This window comes from Micromonospora ferruginea (assembly GCF_013694245.2).
In the GTDB taxonomy this organism is placed as follows: Bacteria; Actinomycetota; Actinomycetes; order Mycobacteriales; family Micromonosporaceae; genus Micromonospora; species Micromonospora robiginosa.
In genome coordinates this window covers 4533551-4555042 of sequence record NZ_CP059322.2, presented here as the reverse complement: position 1 = coordinate 4555042, position 21492 = coordinate 4533551, and the positions used below count along the sequence as shown (strand labels likewise).

At 73.8% G+C, this 21492-nt stretch carries 15 protein-coding genes; 10 read left to right on the top strand and 5 right to left on the bottom strand.

The window, feature by feature from the left end:
• Positions 1-83: 83 nt before the first annotated feature.
• Entirely contained in the window at positions 84-584 is a 501-nt protein-coding gene (gene greA / locus H1D33_RS19745) for a transcription elongation factor GreA (RefSeq protein WP_181571740.1), read from the bottom strand.
• Between the two features lie 144 nt (positions 585-728).
• Complete coding sequence (locus tag H1D33_RS19740) at positions 729-1163, bottom strand: DUF4307 domain-containing protein (RefSeq protein ID WP_181571741.1); 435 nt, start codon at positions 1161-1163, stop codon at positions 729-731.
• A gap of 243 nt (positions 1164-1406) precedes the next feature.
• Here H1D33_RS19740 and mca point away from each other — a divergent pair, with 243 nt between their 5' ends.
• From mca to H1D33_RS19710, 6 genes are all read left to right on the top strand, one after another.
• The gene (gene mca / locus H1D33_RS19735; protein WP_181571742.1) at positions 1407-2288 is read left to right on the top strand and encodes a mycothiol conjugate amidase Mca; all 882 of its coding nucleotides are present in this window, start codon (positions 1407-1409) and stop codon (positions 2286-2288) included.
• Between the two features lie 48 nt (positions 2289-2336).
• A complete protein-coding gene (locus H1D33_RS19730; RefSeq protein ID WP_181571743.1) occupies positions 2337-2621 on the top strand; it encodes a hypothetical protein in 285 nt (94 codons plus the stop codon).
• A gap of 222 nt (positions 2622-2843) precedes the next feature.
• A complete protein-coding gene (locus tag H1D33_RS19725; protein ID WP_246412180.1) occupies positions 2844-5333 on the top strand; it encodes a putative bifunctional diguanylate cyclase/phosphodiesterase in 2490 nt (829 codons plus the stop codon).
• Between the two features lie 233 nt (positions 5334-5566).
• Positions 5567-6268 carry a hypothetical protein gene (locus tag H1D33_RS19720; protein WP_220138748.1) on the top strand — a complete coding sequence of 234 codons (702 nt, stop codon included), beginning with the start codon at positions 5567-5569 and terminating at the stop codon, positions 6266-6268.
• Between the two features lie 7 nt (positions 6269-6275).
• Positions 6276-7913, top strand: a complete 1638-nt coding sequence (locus H1D33_RS19715; protein WP_181571745.1) for an N-6 DNA methylase — start codon at positions 6276-6278, stop codon at positions 7911-7913.
• Complete coding sequence (locus H1D33_RS19710) at positions 7910-8527, top strand: restriction endonuclease subunit S (protein WP_307755223.1); 618 nt, start codon at positions 7910-7912, stop codon at positions 8525-8527. Before H1D33_RS19715 ends, H1D33_RS19710 begins: the two co-directional genes overlap by 4 nt.
• A gap of 8 nt (positions 8528-8535) precedes the next feature.
• Here H1D33_RS19710 and H1D33_RS19705 read toward each other — a convergent pair whose 3' ends face one another.
• Positions 8536-9561: a phosphatidylinositol-specific phospholipase C domain-containing protein gene (locus H1D33_RS19705; protein ID WP_181571747.1), complete on the bottom strand. Its 1026-nt coding sequence runs from the start codon at positions 9559-9561 to the stop codon at positions 8536-8538.
• A 212-nt stretch (positions 9562-9773) separates the two neighbouring features.
• Here H1D33_RS19705 and H1D33_RS19700 point away from each other — a divergent pair, with 212 nt between their 5' ends.
• The 4 genes from H1D33_RS19700 (at position 9774) to purE (ending at position 14609) form a co-directional block, all read left to right on the top strand.
• Complete coding sequence (locus H1D33_RS19700; protein WP_181571748.1) at positions 9774-10667, top strand: hypothetical protein; 894 nt, start codon at positions 9774-9776, stop codon at positions 10665-10667.
• A gap of 85 nt (positions 10668-10752) precedes the next feature.
• The gene (locus H1D33_RS19695) at positions 10753-12789 is read left to right on the top strand and encodes a thioredoxin domain-containing protein (protein WP_181571749.1); all 2037 of its coding nucleotides are present in this window, start codon (positions 10753-10755) and stop codon (positions 12787-12789) included.
• A gap of 75 nt (positions 12790-12864) precedes the next feature.
• Positions 12865-14025, top strand: coding sequence for a 5-(carboxyamino)imidazole ribonucleotide synthase (locus tag H1D33_RS19690; protein ID WP_181571750.1), 1161 nt, complete (start codon positions 12865-12867; stop codon positions 14023-14025).
• Positions 14026-14117: 92 nt separating this feature from the next.
• On the top strand, positions 14118-14609 hold the full coding sequence (gene purE, locus H1D33_RS19685) for a 5-(carboxyamino)imidazole ribonucleotide mutase (RefSeq protein ID WP_181572666.1): 492 nt from the start codon (positions 14118-14120) through the stop codon (positions 14607-14609).
• Between the two features lie 304 nt (positions 14610-14913).
• On the opposite strand, the gene H1D33_RS19680 is transcribed toward purE, so the two are convergent.
• Positions 14914-19821 (bottom strand): SCO7613 C-terminal domain-containing membrane protein, encoded by a 4908-nt coding sequence (locus H1D33_RS19680; protein ID WP_307755222.1) that lies wholly within the window; start codon positions 19819-19821, stop codon positions 14914-14916.
• A 159-nt stretch (positions 19822-19980) separates the two neighbouring features.
• Entirely contained in the window at positions 19981-21408 is a 1428-nt protein-coding gene (locus tag H1D33_RS19675; protein ID WP_181571752.1) for a UDP-glucose dehydrogenase family protein, read from the bottom strand.
• Positions 21409-21492 lie beyond the last annotated feature (84 nt).

Genomic DNA, 21492 nt, shown 5'->3' with positions numbered 1-21492 from the left:
TCCGGGATGTGCGGCTCGGGGCCGAGGAGCCTGTCAGCCTCGGTCGGGTCGGACCCGAGCCGTCCGGCGCGGGTCCGGAGGGGTCAGCCCGAGTAGGGCTCGAACGACACCACGGTCACCTTGATGTCGGCGCCGCTCGGGGCGGTGTAGGTGCAGGTCTGGCCCGCCTTGCCGCCGAGGATGGCCCGGCCGAGCGCGGACTCGGGGCTGTAGACGGTGAGGTCGGTGGTGGAGGCGATCTCGCGGGAGCCGAGCAGGAACGTCTCGGTGTCGTCGGCGTCGTCGTCGAAGTAGATCGTCACGACCATGCCGGGCGACACCGCGTCGGCATCCGGCGCCTCACCGACCTTGGCGGTGCGCAGCAGCTCCTTGAGGTAGAGGATGCGCCCCTCGGCCTTGCCCTGCTCCTCGCGGGCGGCGTGGTAGCCACCGTTCTCCCGCAGGTCGCCCTCCTCGCGCCGGGCGTTGATCTCGGCGGCGATGACCGGCCGGTTGGCGATCATCTCGTCGAGCTCGGCCTGGAGCCGGTCGTAAGCGTCCTGGGACAGCCAGGTGGCGGGCGCCTCGTTTCCGTTGGTGGACACAGGCGATCTCCTCGATTGGTGCGGGCTGGCTGACAGGTGAACTACCAAGCTACCAGTGTCGTACCCGTCGGAGTGTGGTCGATCACCCCGGGTGCCGGTGGTGGGACCTGGGGTGCGTGTCCGGAAGCTCCCCGGACGTCCGGCTCAGCCGGTCGGTCGGCAGCGCAACACCTCGCCGATGAACGGCCGCGCGCTGGTCGGCACCTCCCGGGTGGTCCGGACGTGGCGCTGGCCGGGTGCGGCGGTCACGGTGGCCTCGACGTGGCCCACCTCGGCGCCGTCGTGCGAGCGGGCCCGCAGCAGGCAGACGGCGGAGCCGCCCGGCGGGACGGTGACCCGGAAGTCGACCACCACCCGGGAGTCGGTGATCCCGGTGTAGCTGATCATCTCGCCCTGGTACTCGGGGTCGCCGTACTGGCTGTAGAGCTTCGCGGCGCCCAGCCCGAGGAGGACCAGCACGACCGCCACCACCAGGGCGAGCAGGAGCGGCCGGCGCCGCCCCGGCTCCCGGCGGCGGCCGTATCGGCCGGGCGGGAAGACCGGCGGGCCCGGTGTGACTGTGGTGTGCGTCTCGCTCACCGGCGGGTATCTCCTGGCGTTGTTGTCGTCGGCATCGGCAAGAATGGCAGGGTCCATCTTCCCAGCCCGGCGCTGAGCCAAGGATGGCAGGTCGGCCGCGACCGGCCAGGGTGGTTCCGACCACTCCGGCGACCGCCCGACCGGCCAGCACGGGGGCTTTCGCGGGCGCGGGGGGAGATTCCGGCAGGTCAGCCGGTCGGTCCGGGTGGGCCGGTCGACGGGCACAGACGAGGAGCGCCGAAGGTGGCAGAGCAACTGCGTCTCATGGCGGTGCACGCCCATCCCGACGACGAGTCGAGCAAGGGCGCCGCCACCATGGCGAAATACGTCGCCGAGGGGGTCGACGTCCTGGTCGTCACCTGCACCGGCGGTGAGCGGGGCAGCGTGTTGAACCCCAAGATGGACCGGCCGGACGTGTGGGCCAACATCGGCGACATCCGCCGGGCCGAGATGGACGCCGCGCGCGCCATCCTCGGCGTCGAGCAGGCCTGGCTCGGCTTCGTCGACTCCGGGCTGCCCGAGGGCGACCCGCTGCCGCCGCTGCCGGCGGGCTGCTTCGCGTTGCAGGAGGTGGAGGTCGCCGCCGCGCCGCTGGTGCGGCTGATGCGCCAGTTCCGCCCGCACGTCGTCACGACGTACGACGAGGAGGGCGGCTACCCGCACCCGGACCACATCATGACCCACCAGGTCACCGTGGCGGCGTTCGAGGCGGCCGGCGACCCGGAGCGTCACCCGGAGCTGGGCGAGCCGTGGCAGCCGCTGAAGCTCTACTACGACGTGGGCTTCTCCCGCGCCAAGATCATGAGCCTGCACGAGGCGATGCTCGCCGCCGGCCACGAGTCGCCGTACGGCGAGTGGATGAAGCGCTGGGAGGACCGCCCCGACAAGGGTGAGCGGATCACCACCCGGGTCGACTGCGCCGCCTACTTCCCGGTCCGCGACGACGCGCTGCGCGCCCACGCCACCCAGATCGACCCGGACGGATTCTGGTTCCAGGTGCCGATGGACCTGCAACGGCGCGCCTGGCCGACGGAGGACTTCCAACTCGCCCGCTCGCTGGTGGACAGCCCGCTGCCCGAGTCCGACCTCTTCGCAGGGGTGCGGGAGACGTGCCGTGCCCGCTGACGTCCGCGGGAGCTACCCTGGTCGTCAGCCGCACATCGGAGGAACACCATGCTGACCACCGCCCAGGTGCTCGCGGAGAACAACTTCGGTGACACCCGCACGGGTGGTCTGGCCGGGCCGATGGGCCTCTTCCTCATCATCGCGCTGGCCACCGTCACCGTCCTGCTCATCCGCAACATGAACGCCCGGCTGCGCCGCCTGCCGGACCGCTTCCCGCACCCGGGCGAGCCGGGCCGGGTCGACGCGGCAGTCGTCGATCCGACAGACGGGTCCGTCGAGCAGGATTCACCGACGAATGCTCCCAACGGCTCCCAGCAGCGCCGCAACGGCTGAACACCGCGTGAATCACGCCCGAGCCGGTCGTTCACCCCTGTTGCGGTCACCGGCTTTGGCTTAGCCTTCCGCCGGGGGGACCGTCAGGCCCCGGACCCTGCGCGGAAGGGGGACGCCGATGTCGAGGGCAGCAGCGGGCCCCGACCGTGCCCCGAATCCACGTCCCGCCGGGGCGGGGCCGTGACCACCGAACCGGCCGACCGTCCTCCGGACCGGCTCGGCCTGCGCGGCACGCCGGTGAGCGTCGTGCTGCTGACCGCCGCGGTCGCGGTCACCGCGTTGCTGGCCGCCGTGCTCGGTCTCGGGGTCCCCGCGCAACTGCCGGCGGACGACCCGCTGCCCGGTCCCGCCCGCTTCGCCCTCGCCGCGGTCGCCTTCGCCGTGGCCCAGCTCGCCCGGCTGCGCTTCCGCACCGCGGCCGGCATGGTCAGCATCACCTGGGGCGAGGCCGCGCTGGTGGTCTGCCTCTGGCTGGTGCCCGCCGGCTGGCTCCCGGCCGCGGCGCTGCTCGGCGCCGGCACCGCCTGGACCACGATGTCGCTGGTGTCCGACCGGCGCCCGGTGCTGGAACTGGTCCGCATCGCCGGCTCGCTCACCGCCGCCACCGCGCTGGCCGGTGCGGTCGCCAGCGCGCTCGGCCGGCCGCTGCTGGCCGCGCCCACCCCGGAGCTGGCGCTCGCGCTGGGCGCCGGCGCGGTCACCTACCTGGTCACCACCGGCTGGCTCGGCGCCGCCACGATCGCCCTGCGGCACGGCATCCCGATCGGGCCGCCGCTGCTCGCCGCGCTCCGCGGCAAGCTGCTGATGTTCGTCGGCAACGTGGCGGTCGGCCTGGCCGTGGTCGCGCTGCTGGAGCTGGACCCGCGCTGGCTGCTGCTCCTGCCGCCGCCGCTGTGGCTGCTCCAGCAGACCTACCGGCACCGGCTGCGGGCCGACGCGGAGCGGCGCACATGGCGGGCCTTCGCCGAGGCCACCGCCGCGCTCAACCAGCTCGACGAACGCGGGGTGGCGACCGCCGCGGTGACCGGCGCGCTCACCCTCTTCGGGGCCGAGCTGGTCGAGGTGGACGTGGCGCGCGCGGACGGTCGCCGGCGCCGCTACCGGGTCGACCTCGGCGGCCAGGTGCGGGATCACGAGGTGGAGGCGGCGGCGCCCGCCGAGTCGGGCGAGCACGACCTGGTCCGGCGACTCGCCGTGGGCGCCGTCGAGGTGGGTCGGCTGCGGGTGCGGTTCGCCCGGTCCGCCCCGCCCGGCCACGCCGAACGCGACGGCGTGGCCGCCTTCGGCGACGCGCTGGCCGCCGCCCTGCACGACGCCGCGACCCACCGCGAGCTGCGGCTGGTCACCGCCCGATCGTCGTACGAGGCGGTGCACGACCAGCTCACCGGGCTGCTCAACCGGGCGGCCCTGCTGGCCCGCGGTGACCAGGCGCTGCGGCAGCGCCCGCACGACCACCCGGTGGCCCTGCTGCTGCTGGACGTGAACCAGTTCAAGGAGGTCAACGACACCCTGGGGCACGCGGCCGGCGACCAACTGCTGCGGTTGACCGCGCACCGGCTGGCCGTGCTGACCCGGCCCGGTGACCTGCTCGGCCGGCTCGGTGGGGACGAGTTCGCGCTGCTGCTCACCTCGGTTCCGGTGGTCGAGGACCGGACCGCCCCGCTGGCGTACGCGCTGCGCCAGGCCCGGGAGGTCGCCGAGCGGCTCGCCGCCCCGACCGAGGTGGCCGGGGTGCGGATGTCCGTCGAGGTGGCGGTCGGCGTGGTGGTGGCCGACGCGGGCACCGCCGACCTGACCGAGCTGCTGCGCCGGGCCGACATCGCGATGTACCAGGCGAAGGAGGGCGGCGGCAGCGTCGCCGCGTACGACAGCTCGCGCGATGCCGCGAGCACCGACCACCTGGCGTTGCTCGCGGAGCTGCGGGAGGCGCTGGCCGCCGACGACCAGCTCGTGCTGGCGTTGCAGCCGGCGGTGGACCTGGCCACCGGCGCGCCGACCGGGGTGGAGGCGCTGATCCGCTGGCGGCACCCGCGCCGGGGCTGGCTGGGCCCGTCCGACTTCATCCGCCCGGTGGAGAACAGCGAGCAGCTCGGCAGCTTCACCCGCTACGTGCTGGACAAGGCGCTGGAGGTGGCCGCCGGGTGGGCGCGGGAAGGGCTGGACGTGCCCATCTCGGTGAACCTGTCGGCGCGCAGCCTGCTCGACCCGCGGTTGCCCGCCGAGATCGAGGAGGCGCTGCGCCGGCACCAGGTGCCGCCGCACCGGCTGGTCCTGGAGATCACCGAGACGGTGGTGATGAGCGAGCTGGAGGTGATCGACGAGGTGCTGGCCACGCTGCGGGCAATGGGCGTGCAGCTCGCCGTGGACGACTTCGGCACCGGCTTCTCCTCGTTGACGTTTCTCACCCGGATCGCGGTGGACGAGCTGAAGGTGGACCGCTCCTTCGTGATCCGGATGGTCGACTCGCCGGAGGCGGCGGCGATCGTGCGGACCACCGTCGGGCTCGCCCACGAGCTGGGGCTGCGGGTGGTGGCCGAGGGGGTGGAGACGGCCGAGCAGCGCACCGCGCTGGCGGAGCTGGGCTGCACCGCCGCCCAGGGCTACCACTTCTTCAAGCCGATGCCGGCGGACAAGATCGGCGCGGTGCTCGGGTCGCTGCGCGACACCGCCCGCGACAACGTCTTCCCGCTGCGCGCCGACGGCGCCTCCTGAGCCGGCCCGTGGGGGTTAACAAAAAATGCGTAGCACAATACGCTTGCTGAACCGGACACGAGGGCGGTAAGTTCATTCTGCCTGGGGCGAGGATGGCGGCGACGCCGAGCGACTGAGTGTCGGCGAAGCGCGCCGAGACAAAGCCGTGCCCCGGGCGGCATGCAAAGCAGAGGCGGACCCGGGGCTTACCGGCTAAATGTATCACGCCGCCGCGCCCGCGCAACCCTTCTCGGATGGAGTCACCCGTGATGTCTGCCGACCTGCCGGACTGGACCAGGCGCGCGTTCTCGGCACCCCGGATGCGGCCATATCTGGAGGCTGCGGGGAACGACGGCCGGGAAGCGGTGGCGCTCTACTGGTGGAACGTCGAGATTTCGGCGGCCTTCTACGGCCCGCTGCACTGTCTTGAGATCGTGCTGCGCAACGCGCTGCACGGGCAACTCGCGGCCCGCTACGGCAGGTCAGACTGGTGGGCCGCAGCGCCACTGACGGAGCATGGGGTCCGCCTCGTGGAAGAGGCTGCGGACAAGTGCCGACGCCGGCTCGGTCGCCGCGGGCGATCGGGCCCGACGGCGGACGACGTGGTGGCGGAACTGAGCTTCGGCTTCTGGGTGTCGCTGCTGAGCAACCGGACGGGGTCGCAGTACGACCGGCTGCTCTGGGTGCCAACTCTGCACCAAGCGTTCCGCCCCCGATCCGGCTCCCGGGCTGTCCTGCACGAATCCCTCGAGACCATGCGCCTGCTGCGGAACCGGATCATGCACCATGAGCCGATTCACCACCGCGACCTCGCTGCCGACCACCGAAGGCTCTACCAGTTGCTGAACGCGATCGACGGAGTGGTCGCTAAGGAGATTCGGGTCATGGACCGGGTTCCGTTCGTCCTGGCGCGGCGCGACGCAGTTCGGTCGCGCCAAGCGCAACCCTGGTTCTGAGGCGCGCATGACCACCTCTCCGGTAGACCTGTTGTCGCGAGCCGAGATCGCACGGCTCGCGGGCGTGGAGCGGCCGGCCGTGACGAACTGGCAGCGACGACACAACGACTTCCCGAAACCCCTGGTAACCGCCGAGGGAGAGTTCTTCCGTCGGGAGGAGGTCATCGCGTGGCTGGCGGGAAGGCGTATTCCCGGTAAGGGGCGCCGACCGGACGAGGCGCCTGGAACGACCTACGCTGCTCGACTGGCCTCGATGACCGGTAAGGGCGTGTCGGAACGGGTTGTGGCTGACGAGCCTGCCTGGCATGGATCGGCGGAGGATGTCGTCTGGCGCCTTCACGACCTGTCCCGGGCGTCCCCGCGGGACGGTGGATTTTGGCATGTCCTGCTGGCGCTGATATTCGTGCGGCGCAATCGGCCGGAGCTGTGGCCGGATGTCCTCGAAATGCCCGACGTGTCAGCGAGGCTCTCGCGGTCCTTCGAGGCTGCAGGATTGCCCGAGGCAGCCAGAGCGGTACAGCACTTCGCTGACATCGTGACGGACGCCCACCACACGCTACGGGGAATGGCCGGCCTCGCGGAACTGGCCGGCGTGACCTCGCCGGGTCCGGGCGCATCTCCCGACGGTGTCGTCACACTGTTCGACTACGCCTTTGATCGATTGGCGGAGGAGGTTCGTCACGCGTTCGTCACGCCACGATCCCTCGCCCGACTGATCGCCGAGATGGTTGGACCCCTGACCGGGGACGAGTGGTGCTTCGATCCTTTCTGTCGAGGCGGAGAGCTGCTGGTGGAACTCCTGAGATCGGCAGGCAAGCCGCCCACACTGCCCAGTCGGATCGACGGCGCCCACCCCTCGTCGCTGATGGTGGAACTGGCCCGGATGAACATCTCGATGCACGTCTCGGACAGGACGGTCCTCGGGGAGGTACGGCAGGGAGAAGTGACGCTGAGGAAAGCCGTCGATGTCGTCGTGGCGAATCCGCCTTTCGGGGTTCTACCCCGTGACAGCGCTGTCCCAGGAGGCCCCGCGCCGATTCGCCGGAAGGAGACGGTTCTCCTCCAGTCGGCGATCTCGTCACTCGCCGAGGGAGGACGGGGAGCCCTGGTCCTGCCGAATGTGGTCGCCTTCGGAAAGGGCGTGTCCGACCGTGCGACGCGGCGGGCGTTGGTCGAGGCGGGGGCGATCACGGCCGTGGTCGCGCTGCCGCCCGGTCTCTTCGCCGAGACCGCCATCGGGGTGACCCTCTGGCTCGTCCAAAAGCCGGCCGGCAAGCCGGTCGATGTGCTCTTCGTCGATGCGCGTTCGGTCGGTGAGGTGAACTCTCGGGGTCGACGGACCCTTCGGCCCGGGGAGATTCGGACACTCGTCGGGGAGGTTCACCGATGGCGGTCGGATGTCCGGATCGGCCGTACCTTCGCTCCTTCCGAGGGACTGAGCGCGGCGGTGTCTCCTTCGACGATCGCCGCCCGCGACTACTCGCTTCTACCGTCCGCCTACATCGAGGCTGAGTCGTCCCCGCCGGAGGCGGTCCACGGCGGCGAACTGAGCTCCTTGCGAGACGATCTGACCCGGCTGGTTGAGCGGGCGAACGTCGTGGACGTGCGCGTGCACGAGTTACTGAGGGGACTGGAAGACGTATGAGTCTGCTCGGAGCCGTGCCGGCGGGGTGGACCGTGTCACCGATGAGCGAGGTGGCTGATATCCGCTCCGGCCCGTCGGGCGCCGTGGTCGGCGCGGAGGACCGCAGGGCGGACGGACATCCCCTGATCACACCGAGAGCTCTTGCGGATGGCCGGGTTCATGTCGATGGCGTAGCTCGGGTGCGGCGCGAGGTCGCCGCGCGCCTCACGCGCTACCTGGTGTCGCTCGGCGATGTGCTGATCACTCGCACCGGAACAGTGGGTCGGGTTGCCTGGGTGTCCGAGGAATGCGAGGGGTGGCTGTTCTCGACGGGACTGCTCCGGCTGCGCACGCGGCAGATGAACTCCCGCTACCTGGCGTACTATCTCGCCCTACCCGAGGTCCAGGGGTGGTTTGAGCACAACCGGCAGGGCACCGCTGTCCCGGTCCTCAACCGGACCGTCCTCGGGAAACTGCCCGTCTCAGTGCCCCCGATGGAGCGCCAGGACATGATCGTGCGACACCTCGACCTATTGGACGAGCAGGTCGAGGTGCACAGGCGAATCAGCCAGGTCGCGGCTCGTACGCGCAACACCCTGGCTCGGTCCCTGATTCGGGGAGCTGAGCCGGGCTGATAAACGGCTCAGCCGCGCGGCAGCACGTCGTCGAGGACGGTCGGCAGGGTGGCCCAGTCGGCCGAGGCGATGCTGGCGTGCGCGCGGGCCAGTTCGGCGACCCGGGCCGCCGCCGCGCCGGCGTCGCCGCCGGGGACCGCGGGCGGGACGTTCTGCGCGTCGGTCATCACCAGCAGGTAGTGGTTGGCGTCGTACCAGGCGGTGTCGATGCCGCCACCCACGTACGCCGAGGCGTCGCCGTCGAAGAGCACGAACCACTGCCGCAGGGCGGTGTCCGCGTACCGGGAGCGGGGGTCGCCGGCCTGGGCCCGGTGCACGGCCGGGAACGCGCGGGCGGTGCCCAGGGTGCCGGCCGCCGCCAGGCCGGCCAGGTGACGGGCGTACTCCACGTCGGTCCAGAGCGTGTCGGTCGGGTTGCCCTCCTCGACGGTGCCGGGGATCAGCTCCACGAGCACCTTGCCGGCGAGCTGCGCCCGGGTCGGCCAGGCGTCCGCGCGGGCCGCGGCGTCCAGGTCGGGGTGGCCGCCGAGCAGGTCGGCCGGGCGGAACACCCGGTCGCCGAGGCGCGCGGCGAGCACCGCGTCGAGCTGGGCCGGGCCCTGCCCGGTGCGGCTGCTGAAGCCGGTCTTGAGTTCCAGCTTGAGCACCACCGGACCGGCGTCGGGGTGCGCGCCCAGCCAGAGCCGGATGTCGTCCAGGCAGTGCTCCAGGTTCTTGTTGCGGGTGCCGGTGTAGAGCTGCGCCGCGCTGGTGGCGGCCACGCAGTTGTTGTCGTTGCCGAGCGGGTTGCTGTGGCTGACCCGCCACTGGCGGGTGAGCACGTCCGGCCAGACGTCCAGTTCGATCAGGGCGGGCCGGGTGTCGAGCGCCTGGGCGAGGTAGGTGTAGGTGCCGCGCTCGTAGGTGTTGTGGATGCCGACGCCGGTGGTGGCGGACCATCGGGTCTCCGGGGGCACCGCGGCGGACGCGGCGCCCGGGTTGAGCGCGGCGCCGGCGAGGGCGGCGAGGGCGAGCAGGGCGGGGACTCTGCGCATGGACCGTCTCCTTCGGACGTGCCGGCGGTGGGCGCGCCGGCCATGCGTCGATTCAAATAAACGAAGATGAATTGCGGAAGGATGGTCCGGGTCGGGTCGTCAAGCTGCCGACATCGTGCCGGTACGGGGCAGCGGGTGTGATCGATCGGCCCTACTCTTCGGGCAGTGCGGGGCGACGGTGCCCCGCGGACGTCCACACGGGGAGGACGACGATGACGAGACGTTCCTGGCGGCGGATCCTGTTCGCCGCGACCATGGCGCTGACCGCCGGCGCAGCCGGCCTGGTCGGCTCCGCGCCGGCGCAGGCCCGTCCGGTGCAGACCTGGTCGTTCAGCGTGGTCGGTGAGCCGGGTGACCCGATCACCGCCGGCAACTCCTACTCCTACAGCTCGGCCACGACGACTCCGGGCGACGAGACGAGCGCGTCGGGCTGGAACGCGCAGCAGTTCCAGATGATCTCGTCGAACTACCCCGACGGCACCTGGTACCTCGGGCTCACGGCCCCGGCCGCGCTGAAGGCGGGCGACGCCTACCAGAACGTCGGGCAGCCGGACTACGAGAACCACCAGGCGGGCATCAGTCTCTACAACGACGGCTGGAACCGGTCCTGCGCGCGGAGCACCGGGTCGTTCACCGTCCTCGACGCCGCCTGGGGCCCCTTCGACTACGTCGAGCGGTTCGACGCCACCTTCGAGATCCGCTGCGAGGGCGCCACCGGCGGGCTGCGCGGTGAGGTCCACATCTCGAACCCGCCGCCGGTGCCGGCGCAGGAGGTCACCCTGACCGTCGACCCGGCGGCCACGGTGAACAGCAAGGGCGTCGCCACCATCCGCGGCACGGTCACCTGCACCCGGGCGGAGACGATCGACGTGGGTGGCGACCTGACCCAGCAGCAGAGGAAGGCGGGCCTCGTGCGGGGCCGCTACGACATCCAGGTCGCGTGCGTCCCGGGCCAGGCGGTGCCCTGGTCGGCCACCACCTACCCGGCCGACGTCAGGTTCGAGCGCGGCACGGCGCAGGCGGTCACCGAGGTGCCGGTCCGCGACTTCGAATACTCGAACGAATACACCGTGCGGGACACCTCGACGCTCACGCTGACCCGGTGATCCGTCGGCCGGACCGGGGCTGCCGTCCCGGTCCGGCCGACCCACTCCCGCCGCGTCGGCCCGAGACGCTCGCTATGGTCGGACGGTGAACCGACTCGCGCAGGCCACGTCGCCCTACCTGCTCCAGCACGCCGACAACCCGGTCGACTGGTGGCCCTGGTGCGAGGAGGCGTTCGCCGAGGCGAAACGGCGCGACGTGCCGGTGCTCATCTCGGTCGGCTACGCCGCCTGCCACTGGTGCCACGTGATGGCCCACGAGTCGTTCGAGAACGAGGCCGTGGCCCGGCTGATGAACGACGACTTCGTCTGCGTCAAGGTCGACCGCGAGGAACGCCCCGACGTCGACGCCGTCTACATGACCGCCACCCAGGCGATGACCGGCCAGGGCGGCTGGCCGATGACGGTCTTCGCCACCCCGGACGGCACCCCGTTCTTCTGCGGCACCTACTTCCCGCGCGCCAACTTCATCCGCCTGCTCGGCTCCGTCGCCGCCGCCTGGCGCGACCAGCGCGACGCGGTGCTGCGCCAGGGCGCCGCCGTGGTCGAGGCGATCGGCGGGGCCCAGGCCGTCGGCGGCGTGACCGCCCCGCTCACCGCCGAGCTGCTCGACGCCGCCGCCGCCCAGCTCGCGCAGGAGTACGACGAGACGAACGGCGGTTTCGGCGGCGCGCCGAAGTTCCCGCCGCACATGAACCTGCTCTTCCTGCTGCGGCACCACCGCCGCACCGGCTCGGCGCGCAGCCTGGAGATCGTCCGGCACACCGCCGAGGCGATGGCCCGCGGCGGCCTGAACGACCAGCTCGCCGGCGGCTTCGCCCGCTATTCGGTGGACGGCCACTGGACCGTGCCGCACTTCGAGAAGATGCTCTACGACAACGCGCTGCTGCTGCGGGTCTACACCCAGCTCTGGCGGGCCACCGGCGACCGGCTGGCCCGGCGGGTCGCCCGCGACACCGCGCGTTTCCTCGCCGACGAGCTGCACCGGGCCGGCGAGGGCTTCGCCTCGGCGCTGGACGCCGACACCGAGGGCGTCGAGGGACTCACCTACGTGTGGACGCCCGCCCAGCTCGTCGAGGTGCTGGGGGAGTCCGACGGCCGCTTCGCCGCCGACCTGTTCACCGTCACCGAGCAGGGCACCTTCGAGGAGGGCGCCAGCGTGTTGCGGCTGGCCCGGGACGTCGACGACGCCGACCCGGCGGTCCGGGCCCGCTGGCGTGACGTGGTGGGCCGGCTGCTCGCCGCCCGGGACACCCGCCCCCAGCCGGCCCGCGACGACAAGGTGGTGGCCGCCTGGAACGGGCTGGCGATCACCGCGATCGCGGAGTTCCAGCAGGTCGCCGCGCTCTACGCGGACCCGGCCGACGAGGACGCGAACCTGATGGAGGGCGTGGTCATCGTCGCCGACGGGGCGATGCGCGACGCCGCCGAGCACCTGGCCGCCGTGCACCTGGTGGACGGCCGGCTGCGCCGGGTCTCCCGGGACAGGGTGGTCGGCGAGCCGGCCGGGGTGCTGGAGGACTACGGCTGCGTCGCCGAGGCGTTCTGCGCGCTGCACCAGCTCACCGGCGAGGGACGCTGGCTGAGCCTGGCCGGCGAGCTGCTCGACGTGGCGCTGGCCCGGTTCGCGGCGCCGGACGGCGGCTTCTACGACACCGCGGACGACGCCGAGCGCCTGGTCACCCGGCCCGCCGACCCGACCGACAACGCCACCCCGTCCGGCCGCTCGGCGATCGTCGCGGGGCTCGTCGCGTACGCGGCGCTGACCGGGGAGACGCGCTACCGGGAGGCGGCCGAGCGGGCGCTGTCGACCGTCGCGCCGATCGTCGACCGGCACGCCCGGTTCACCGGCTACGCCGCCACGGTCGGCGAGGCGCTGCTGTCCGGCCCGTACGAGATCGCGGTGGTGACCGACGACCCGGCCGGTGACCCGCTGGTGGCCGCCGCGCACCGGCACGCCCCGCCCGGCGCGGTGGTGGTCGCCGGCGCCCCGGACCAGCCCGGCGTGCCGCTGCTCGCCGACCGGCCGCTGGTCGACGGGCGGCCCACCGCGTACGTCTGCCGGGGGTTCGTCTGCCAGCGGCCGGTGACCTCGGTCGACGAGCTGGTCGCCCAGCTCGGCTGAGCGGCCGGCGGCGCCGGTGGGACGGGCCGCCCTCGCGGTCCGGCCGGTCGCCGGCCCGGCTAGGCTGGCGGCGCTATGGACTCCCGTACCGGACTCCCCGTCGTGGGCATGGTGGGCGGCGGCCAGCTGGCCCGGATGACCCACCAGGCCGCCATCGCCCTCGGCCAGTCGCTGCGCGTGCTGGCGCTCGCCCCGGACGACGGCGCGGCGCTGGTCGCCGCCGACGTCCAGTACGGCGACCACACCGACCTGACCGCGCTGCGCACCTTCGCGAAGGGCTGCGACGTGGTCACCTTCGATCACGAGCACGTGCCGAACGCGCACGTCCGGGCCTTGACCGACGAGGGCGTGAAGCTGTTCCCGCCGGCCGAGGCGCTGGTGCACGCGCAGGACAAGCGGGTGATGCGGGAGCGGCTCGGCGAGCTGGGCGCGCCGAACCCGGCCTGGCGTCCGGTGGAGTCGCCGGCCGACCTGCTCGCGTTCGGCGCGGAGGTCGGCTGGCCGGTGGTGCTCAAGGCCGCCCGGGGCGGCTACGACGGCCGGGGCGTCTGGATGGTGGACGACGCCGACCAGGCCGCCGAGCTGGCCGCCGCGCTGCTGGACGGCGGCACGCCGCTGCTGGTGGAGGAGCGGGTGGCGCTGCGCCGGGAGCTGGCCGTGCAGGTGGCCCGGTCGCCGTTCGGGCAGGTCGCCGCGTACCCGGTGGTGGAGACGGTGCAGTCCGACGGCATCTGCGTCGAGGTGCTGGCGCCCGCGCCCGACCTGCCCGAGGAGCAGGCGCTCGCCGCGCAGCAGCTCGCCATCGACCTGGCCACCGCGCTCGGCGTGGTCGGCCTGCTCGCGGTGGAGCTGTTCGACACGCCCGCCGGGCTGGTCGTCAACGAGCTGGCGATGCGCCCGCACAACTCGGGGCACTGGACCATCGAGGGTGCCCGGACGTCGCAGTTCGAGCAGCACCTGCGGGCGGTGCTCGACTACCCGATGGGGGACACCTCGCTCACCGCGCCGGTCGCGGTGATGGCGAACGTGCTCGGTGGCGAGCCGGGCGGGATCTCGATCGACGAGCGGCTGCACCACCTGTTCGCCGCCGAGCCCGGCGCCAAGGTCCACCTCTACGGCAAGCAGGTGCGGCCAGGCCGCAAGATCGGGCACGTCACGGTGCTCGGCACCGACCTGACCGACGTACGGGCTCGGGCCGCGCGCGCCGCCCGCTGGCTCCAGGAGGGACGCGCATGAGCGAGGGCCGTGAGGGCATGCCCAGCCGGCACGGCATGAGCGAACGCACCGAGCGGAGCGAGGGCCGTGAGGGCATGCCCAGCCGGCACGGCATGAGCACCGTCGGGCTGATCATGGGCAGCGACTCGGACTGGCCGACCATGCGGGCCGCCGCCGACGCGCTCGACGAGTTCGGCGTGCCGCACGAGGTCGGCGTGGTCTCGGCGCACCGCACCCCGCTCAAGATGATCGAGTACGGCCGGGAGGCCGCCGGCCGGGGCATCCGAGTGATCATCGCGGGCGCGGGCGGGGCGGCCCACCTGCCCGGCATGGTCGCGTCGGTCACCCCGCTGCCGGTGATCGGGGTGCCGGTGCCGCTCAAGTACCTGGACGGGATGGACTCGCTGCTGTCCATCGTGCAGATGCCGGCCGGGGTGCCGGTCGCCACCGTGTCGATCGGCAACGCCCGCAACGCCGGGCTGCTCGCCGTCCGCATCCTCGGTGCCGCCGACCCGGCGTTGCGGGACCGGATGGCCGCCTACCAGGCGAGCCTGGAGGATCTGGTCGCCGAGAAGGAAGCCGCGCTCCGCGCCTCGTTGCGCTGACGCTCACCCTCCGTGTTCGGGACGTCGGATTGCGGAGAGTAATCACCGCTGCGGCATCGGGTCGTGGCCCGTCATTGCCTTTGCTCTGCAGCCACCGGCGCATCACGGCCTTGGGCTGGTCTTTGGTACCGATGCGTGAATCCTGCCCGGCCCATCGCGGTCACTTTCGGTTACCGATGCGCCCATGGCTGCAGAGCAAAGGCGGCGGAGCGGTCGCGGGCCACATCGACCGAACACTACGGACAGCGACCGATCGACGTGCCGGCCTGGCGGCGGGATGGCACGCCGCCAGGGCGCCGGCGCCTCAGCGCATCCCGCGCAGCGCCGTCTGCAGGCGTTCCTGGGCGCGGCGGCGGCGCTCGTTGCTCGCGCCGAGCACCAGCAGGACGAGGCCGACCGGGATCAGCACCAGCCACGGGCCGAGGCTGAACAGCGCGTGGACCGCGGCGATCGCGGTGACCGTCGCGCCGACGATCACCGGCGCCTGCTGCCGGCTGGTCGAGCCGAAGATCAGCACCGCCACGGCACCGAGCAGCAGCAACACCTGCCGCAGCATGCTGGAGTCGGTCGCCACCACGATCGCCAGCGACGGCAGGAACGCGGTCACCAGCGCCGGCCCGTACGCCACCCAGCTCGACATGTCCGGCCGGTGGCGCAGTTGCAGCACCCCGACCAGCAGGGCCAGCGCCGCGAACGGCAGCGTGTACGCCTCGGGCAGCGCCACGTCGGACACCCGCATCAGGATCCACCACGCGCTGATCTCGCAGGCCACCACCGCCCAGAACAGCAGGTTCCGCTCCATCGGACGCCGCCCCGGACGGCTGGCCGCGATGCCGAGCACCGCGCCCCAGGCGGCCAGCAGCGCGGCGATGTGCCGGGGCGAGTCGTACGCCAGGGCCAGCGCGATCAGCGCCGCGCCGTAACCGCTCCACTCGACGGTGGCCGCCTCCCGGTACGCCTCGGGCCGACGCAGCCGGGGCAGGGTGGCGGCGAAGACCTGCAACGCGGCGCCGACCGCGAGCACCCCGAACGCCGACCAGACCGCGGCGAGCCCGGCCACCAGGCCGAGCGTGAGCACGAAGAGCTGGGCCATCACCGAGGCGAACAGCCAGCCCAGGATGCGGGCCCGCTGGGTGGTGCCGAAGAACGCCGCGACCAGGCCCACGGCGACCGCGCTGCCCAGCGTGATCAGGGTCAGCTCCCGGGTGGCCAGCGCGCCGGCCAGCCCCGCCCCGCCGGCGGCCAACCCGATGACGAAGACCAGCACCCGGGCCACCCGGATCGAGCGGCCCGGCTCGGCCAGCGCCGGCGGCGGGGTCAGCGCCAGCCCCAGCATCGAGATGGTGAACACGACCAGCCCCGCCTGCGCGGTGATCGGCCAGCCCTGACCCAGTGCCACCGGCGTGATCAGCAGCGTGAGCGCCGCACCGGGCAGGACCACCGGCACCGCCCGGGACCGGCGGCCGCCGCTGAACCCGGTCGCGGCCAGCGCCGCGGTCGCGGTCAACAGCAGCGCGGTGAGCACGTGCGTGGGGTCCACCGCGTCCGGCGGCGGGGTGAGCAGCTCCGGCGGCGGCCCCTGCCACACCCGTCCCAGCACCACGAACGTCGAGAACAACGCCACCACCAGCGGCGGCGCCAGGGTGACCAGCGCCAGCGCGGTGGGCAGCGCCGCCGCGGCCAGCGCCCCGGCGGCCGGGCTGACCCGCCACCGCAGCTCGGTGGCGTCGTCCCGGCGCAGCGCCCCGTTCAACAGCACCGACCAGCGGCGCACCGGCCGGGCCGAGTCGGCCGGCGGGACGGTGGCCGCCCGGATCAGCTCGGCGAGCACGCCGAGCAGCGCCGCGGCGGCGGCGAACACGCCGGCGGGCAGGTGGACGACGAGGGCGGCGGCGGCGGTGACGGTGGCCGCGCCGACGACGGCCACGCTGGCGTACGGAAGGTACTGCGGCACCTGCCGGCGGACCGCCGCGATCACCGCCAGGCCGATGCTGGCGGCGGCCAGCGCGGCCGTGAGCACCACCTGCGCCGGACGGCCGAACTCGACGGACAGGGCGGCCACCGCGCCAGGCAGGGCGAGCAGGGCCGCCCCGGCGGCCGCGCCGCCCACCTGCACCAGGTGCGGCGGCATGCCCTCGGCGCGTACGTCGTCCACCAGGGCCGGCGCGAACGACCGGGCCAGGGCCGCCACGGTCACGCCGATCAGGGCGATGCTGCCCAGCGCCAACGCCGTGGTCCAGGGCCGGACCAGGCCGGCGCCGGCGGCGTGCAGCGCCACCACCCCGGCCACGGTGGCCCGGGACAGCGCGGCCCGCGGGTCCGCCGCGGCCACCGCCGCCATCCCGTAGACCGTGGCCACCATCGCGCCGACCAGCACCGGCGACCACCAGGGCAGGTCGAACGCGGCCGGCGCGCCCACGGTGGCGAGCACCGCGGCCACGCCCGAGACGTCGTACTTCCACGGTGGCGGCAGCAGCACGGCGGCGGTCATCCCCAGCAGCGCCAGCGCCACCGGCGCCTGCCAGGTCGCCCCGCCGGTGGGCGCGGCCGGCCACCCGCTCAGGTCACCCGCCCAGATCGGCCCGGGGGTGGCCAGCACGCCCACGCCGCCGCGCAGCACGCTCCAGGCGGCGATGAGACCGATCAGCGTGCCGCCGGCCGCGATGCCGAGGATCGGCCCGCGTCGCCACTCCTCCGGCAGCGCCCGGGCCGCCACCGCCACCACCAGCACCAACGCGGCCGCCACCGCGAGCTGCCCGCCGGGCGCGAGCACCGCGGCGATCCGCGCCAGCGTGGCGACCAGCGCCACCGTGGTGGCGGCGAGGGCCAGGTCCGACCCGTCCAGCGACATGTCGGCCCGGCGTCCGGCGTCGATCCGTGGGGCCAGCGCCAACAGCGCGGCGCTGATCAGCAGCAGGCCACCCACCCAGGCGTCCGCCGAGGTGGCGCCGGGCGCGCCGAAGCCGGCGGCGGCGACGGTCACCGCGCCGAGCACCGTGCCGAGCGCGTGCGGCATGCTGAGCTGCCGCTGCGCCACCTGCACCAGGGCGGCGTAGGCGAGCGTCACGCAGACGGCGAGGAAGCTCGCGGCCAGGATCGGGACGGTGATCTCGCGCAGGTTGGCGGGGGTGGGCGACGGTGGCGTCGGCACGGTGGCGGCGACGAACGCGGCCACCGCGCCGGGCAGGGCGAACGCCGCGCCGCCGGCGGCCCAGGCGCAGACCGGATCCGTCGCGGCGGCGGCGATGCGGACCCGGGGCGCGAGCGAGACCAGCGCCCCGGCCAGGAAGAGCAGGGTCAGCGCGGCGGCGGTGAGCGCGGGGCGGGCGAGCGCCGCCCCGGCCCCGGTCAACCCCAGCACGGCGGCGGTCACCGCGTGCACCACGGCGGCGCGTTCGGTGCCGGCGGTGAGCCCGAGCACCCCGACGGCGACCGCGGTCAGCAGCATCGGCCAGCAGGCCGCCGCCCAGCCCAGGCCGAGCGAGGCCGGCACGGCGAGCGCGGTGAGCGCCGCGCCGACCACCGCGAACTCGCGTCGGATCTCGACCGGCAGCGCGACCACGGCGGCGACGGTGAGCAGCAGCGCGGCGGCGGCGAGCTGCCAGCCGGTCGGGCCGACCGCCCGGGCCAGCTCGGCGTGCCATCCGCTCAGGTCGGCGGACCAGGCCGGCAGCGCCGCCCGGACCGGGGCCAGCCCGGCCCGCAGCGCGCCGCCGGCGACCACCAGGCCGCTGACCGTGAGCGCCACCGCGGAGGCGAGCTGTGGACCCCGGCGGGCCGCCTCCGGCATGGCCCGCACGGCGAGCCCGGTGAGCGCGATGACCGCGGCGATCAGCAGCAGGGACCGGCCGGGCAGCGCCACCGAGGCGACCCGGCCGAGCGCGCCGATCACCGCCAGGGTGACGATGCCGGCGCCCACGTCGGGCAGCGGCGGCCGGCGCAGCACCAGCGTGCCGGCCAGCGCGGTGAGCGCGGCCAGCAGCAGCACCGTGCCGGCGGCCGCGGCGCCCGGCACGGTGGCGGACCGCAGCAGGGCGGTGACCGCGTACGCGAGGGCCACCGCGACCGCCGCGCCGTGCAGCAACCAGGTCAGCTCCCGCAGCCACGGCACCGGTCGGGTCGCCGCGACGGTGTCCGGACCGGCCGGCGGCTCGCCGCCGAGCACCTCGGCGGACTCCTCCGGCGCGGACTCGGGCCGGTCGTCGTCGGCGCGCTGCCGGGGCGGAACCGGAGCCCTCGGCGGGGCGGTGGGCAGGTCCGACCGGACCGGCCGCTCCCGCACCACCGCGGACCGGGCCAGCGCCAGGTCCAGCACCGCCACCACGGTGAGCACCAGGGCCCAGCCGGCCGGCCCGGTGATCCGCTCGTACGCCAGCAGCGGCAGCACCGGCTGGGCGGCCAGCACGGTGGCGAAGCGGGGGGCGCGCAGCCCGGTGCCGTACGCGTAGCCGACCGCGACCACGGTGGTGACCAGGAAGATCGATCCGGCGAACGCGGCGCCCGAGGTGCCGCCGCCGATCCGGTCGACGGCCCAGACCGCGTACCCGGCCAGCGGCACCAGCAGCAACCCGACCGCGGCGATGGTCTCGGCGGTCGAGGTGAGGCCGCGGCGGGCCAGCACCGGCGGGGCGAGCAGCATCAGCACGGTGGCGACCAGCAGCACGCCGAGCCGGGCCAGCGCGTCCATCGAGCTGGTGGCGACGGCGGCGAAGACCACCGCCGCGACGCCGAGCAGCAGCGCGCCCAGCCCGAGGGGGATGTTCTGCACCTCGCGCGAGGACGCCTCCGGCGGGTGCTCCGGGTCGTCCACGTCGAGCCACTGGGGGCGGCCGCGCGGCGGCGACGGGGGCAGGTCGTCCGGGGCGGGCGGCGGGGTGCCCTGCCGCGGCACCCGGGGCGGGGCGCCGGTGGCGGCGGTGGGCGGGCGGCGTCCCGGCCGGCGGCGCAGCACCTTGCGCGGCCGGGTGGCCTGCTTGATCCGCTCCTCACCGGCGTGCGCCAGGATGTCGCGCTGGAAGAGGGCGGCCTGCATCTTGGCGGCGATCTGCCGCTGCTCGCGGGCGATCTCGGCGTCACGGGCCTTCATCTCGGCGATCGAGCGCTCGATGTCGGCCAGGTGCTCGGCCCACTGTGGCTGCTCGGCGCCGCAGTGCGGGCAGACGGCGGCGGGCTTGATCTCCCGCCCGCAGGCGGCGCACCTGAAGCTCTCCACGACAGTCTCCCGTCCGCCCGTGCCCGTCGCACTGTGGACCTCTGGAGAGCATGCCCTGAGCGGGCCGGGATTTCGACAGTTGCCGCCGCGTTCCGGACAACAAAAAGGTCCGGCCGGCCGGGGAAGCGATCCCCGGCCGGCCGGACCGGCGTCGATCGGTCAGGGGCGGCCCAGGCCGCGGTACTCCCAGCCGGCCTGCGTCCACAGTGTCGAGTCCAGGCAGTTGCGCCCGTCGACGACCTTGCGCCCGTTGACCAGCTCGCCCAGGGCGACCGGGTCGGCGTTGCGGAACTCGGCCCACTCGGTGAGCACGCAGACCAGGTCGGCGCCCTGGACCGCGTCGGTCATGGAGTCCTCGTAGGCCAGGCCGGGCACCGCGCGGCGCGCGTTCTCGATGCCCTGCGGGTCGAAGACGTGCACGTCGGCGCCGGCCTTGCCGAGCAGTGCGGCCACCGCCAGGGCGGGCGCGTCGCGTACGTCATCGGTGTTGGGCTTGAACGTGGCGCCCAGCACCGCGACCCGGGTGCCGGAGAGGTCCGGCCCGGCCGGGCCGGAGCGGCGGCCGAGCAGCTCGGCGGCGAGCTGCACCACCCGGGTACGCCGGCGGTTGTTGATCAGGTCGACCTCGTGCAGGAACCGCAGCGCCTCGCCGGCGCCCAGCTCCTGCGCGCGGGCCTGGAACGCGCGGATGTCCTTGGGCAGGCAGGCGCCGCCGAAGCCGAGCCCGGCCTGCAGGAAGCGGTTGCCGATCCGGGGGTCGTAGCCGATCGAGCGGGCGAGCTGGGTGACGTCGCCGCCGGCGGCCTCGCAGACCTCGGCCATCGCGTTGATGAAGGAGATCTTGGTGGCCAGGAACGCGTTCGCGGCGACCTTGACCAGCTCGGCGGTGGCGAAGTCGGTGACCACCAGGGGCACCTCGCGGTCCTCGGTGGCGGCCAGGTCGAAGACGCCCTTGTGGGCGGCGAAGAGCATGCCGTTGGCCCACTCGCTCTTGACCCCGACCACGATCCGGTTGGGGCGCAGCACGTCGTCGACGGCGAAGCCCTCCTGGAGGAACTCGGGGCTCCACGCCACCTCGACGCCGAGGTCGTCCGGGGTGTGCTTGCCGACGAGCTGCTCGACCCACTCCGCGGTGCCCACCGGCACGGTGGACTTGCCGACGATCAGCGCCTTGCGGGTCAGGTGCTGGGCCAGGCTGGTCACCGACGCCTCGACGTACGACAGGTCGGCGCCCATCCCGTCGGCCCGCTGCGGGGTCCCGACGCAGATGAAGTGCACGTCGCCGAAGTCGGCGGTCTCCTGGATGTCGGTGCTGAACCGCAGCCGGCCGGCGGCGAGGTTGCGCCGCAGCAGCTCGTCGAGGCCGGGTTCGTGGATCGGGACCTCGCCGGCGTTCAGCTTGGCGATCTTGTCCGCGTCGACGTCGAAACCGAGCACCTCGTAGCCCAGTTCCGCGTAGCAGATGGCGTACGTCGCGCCGAGGTAGCCGGTGCCGAGGAAGGTCACCCGGGGCCGGGCCGCGCCCGACGGCGGGGTGACCGCGGCGATCGCGGGCATCGGCTGGGAGTTCGGGTACGGGATCGTCACGCCTGTCTTCTCCGCTCGCGCTGGCGGCGCATCCTCGCGTCGCATTCTGCTGGGGCGCCTAGGCCGGGCACCGAGGGACTGTCT

What these genes read in the sequence shown, in the direction of transcription:
- H1D33_RS19690 (WP_181571750.1), top strand. Translation starts at nt 12,865, where the DNA reads ATGGACTCCCGTACCGGACTCCCCGTCGTGGGCATGGTGGGCGGCGGC.
- H1D33_RS19700 (WP_181571748.1), top strand. Translation starts at nt 9,774, where the DNA reads ATGACGAGACGTTCCTGGCGGCGGATCCTGTTCGCCGCGACCATGGCG.
- H1D33_RS19720 (WP_220138748.1), top strand. Translation starts at nt 5,567, where the DNA reads ATGGAGTCACCCGTGATGTCTGCCGACCTGCCGGACTGGACCAGGCGC.
- H1D33_RS19705 (WP_181571747.1), bottom strand. Translation starts at nt 9,561, where the DNA reads ATGCGCAGAGTCCCCGCCCTGCTCGCCCTCGCCGCCCTCGCCGGCGCC.
- purE (WP_181572666.1), top strand. Translation starts at nt 14,118, where the DNA reads ATGAGCACCGTCGGGCTGATCATGGGCAGCGACTCGGACTGGCCGACC.
- H1D33_RS19710 (WP_307755223.1), top strand. Translation starts at nt 7,910, where the DNA reads ATGAGTCTGCTCGGAGCCGTGCCGGCGGGGTGGACCGTGTCACCGATG.
- H1D33_RS19715 (WP_181571745.1), top strand. Translation starts at nt 6,276, where the DNA reads ATGACCACCTCTCCGGTAGACCTGTTGTCGCGAGCCGAGATCGCACGG.
- H1D33_RS19730 (WP_181571743.1), top strand. Translation starts at nt 2,337, where the DNA reads ATGCTGACCACCGCCCAGGTGCTCGCGGAGAACAACTTCGGTGACACC.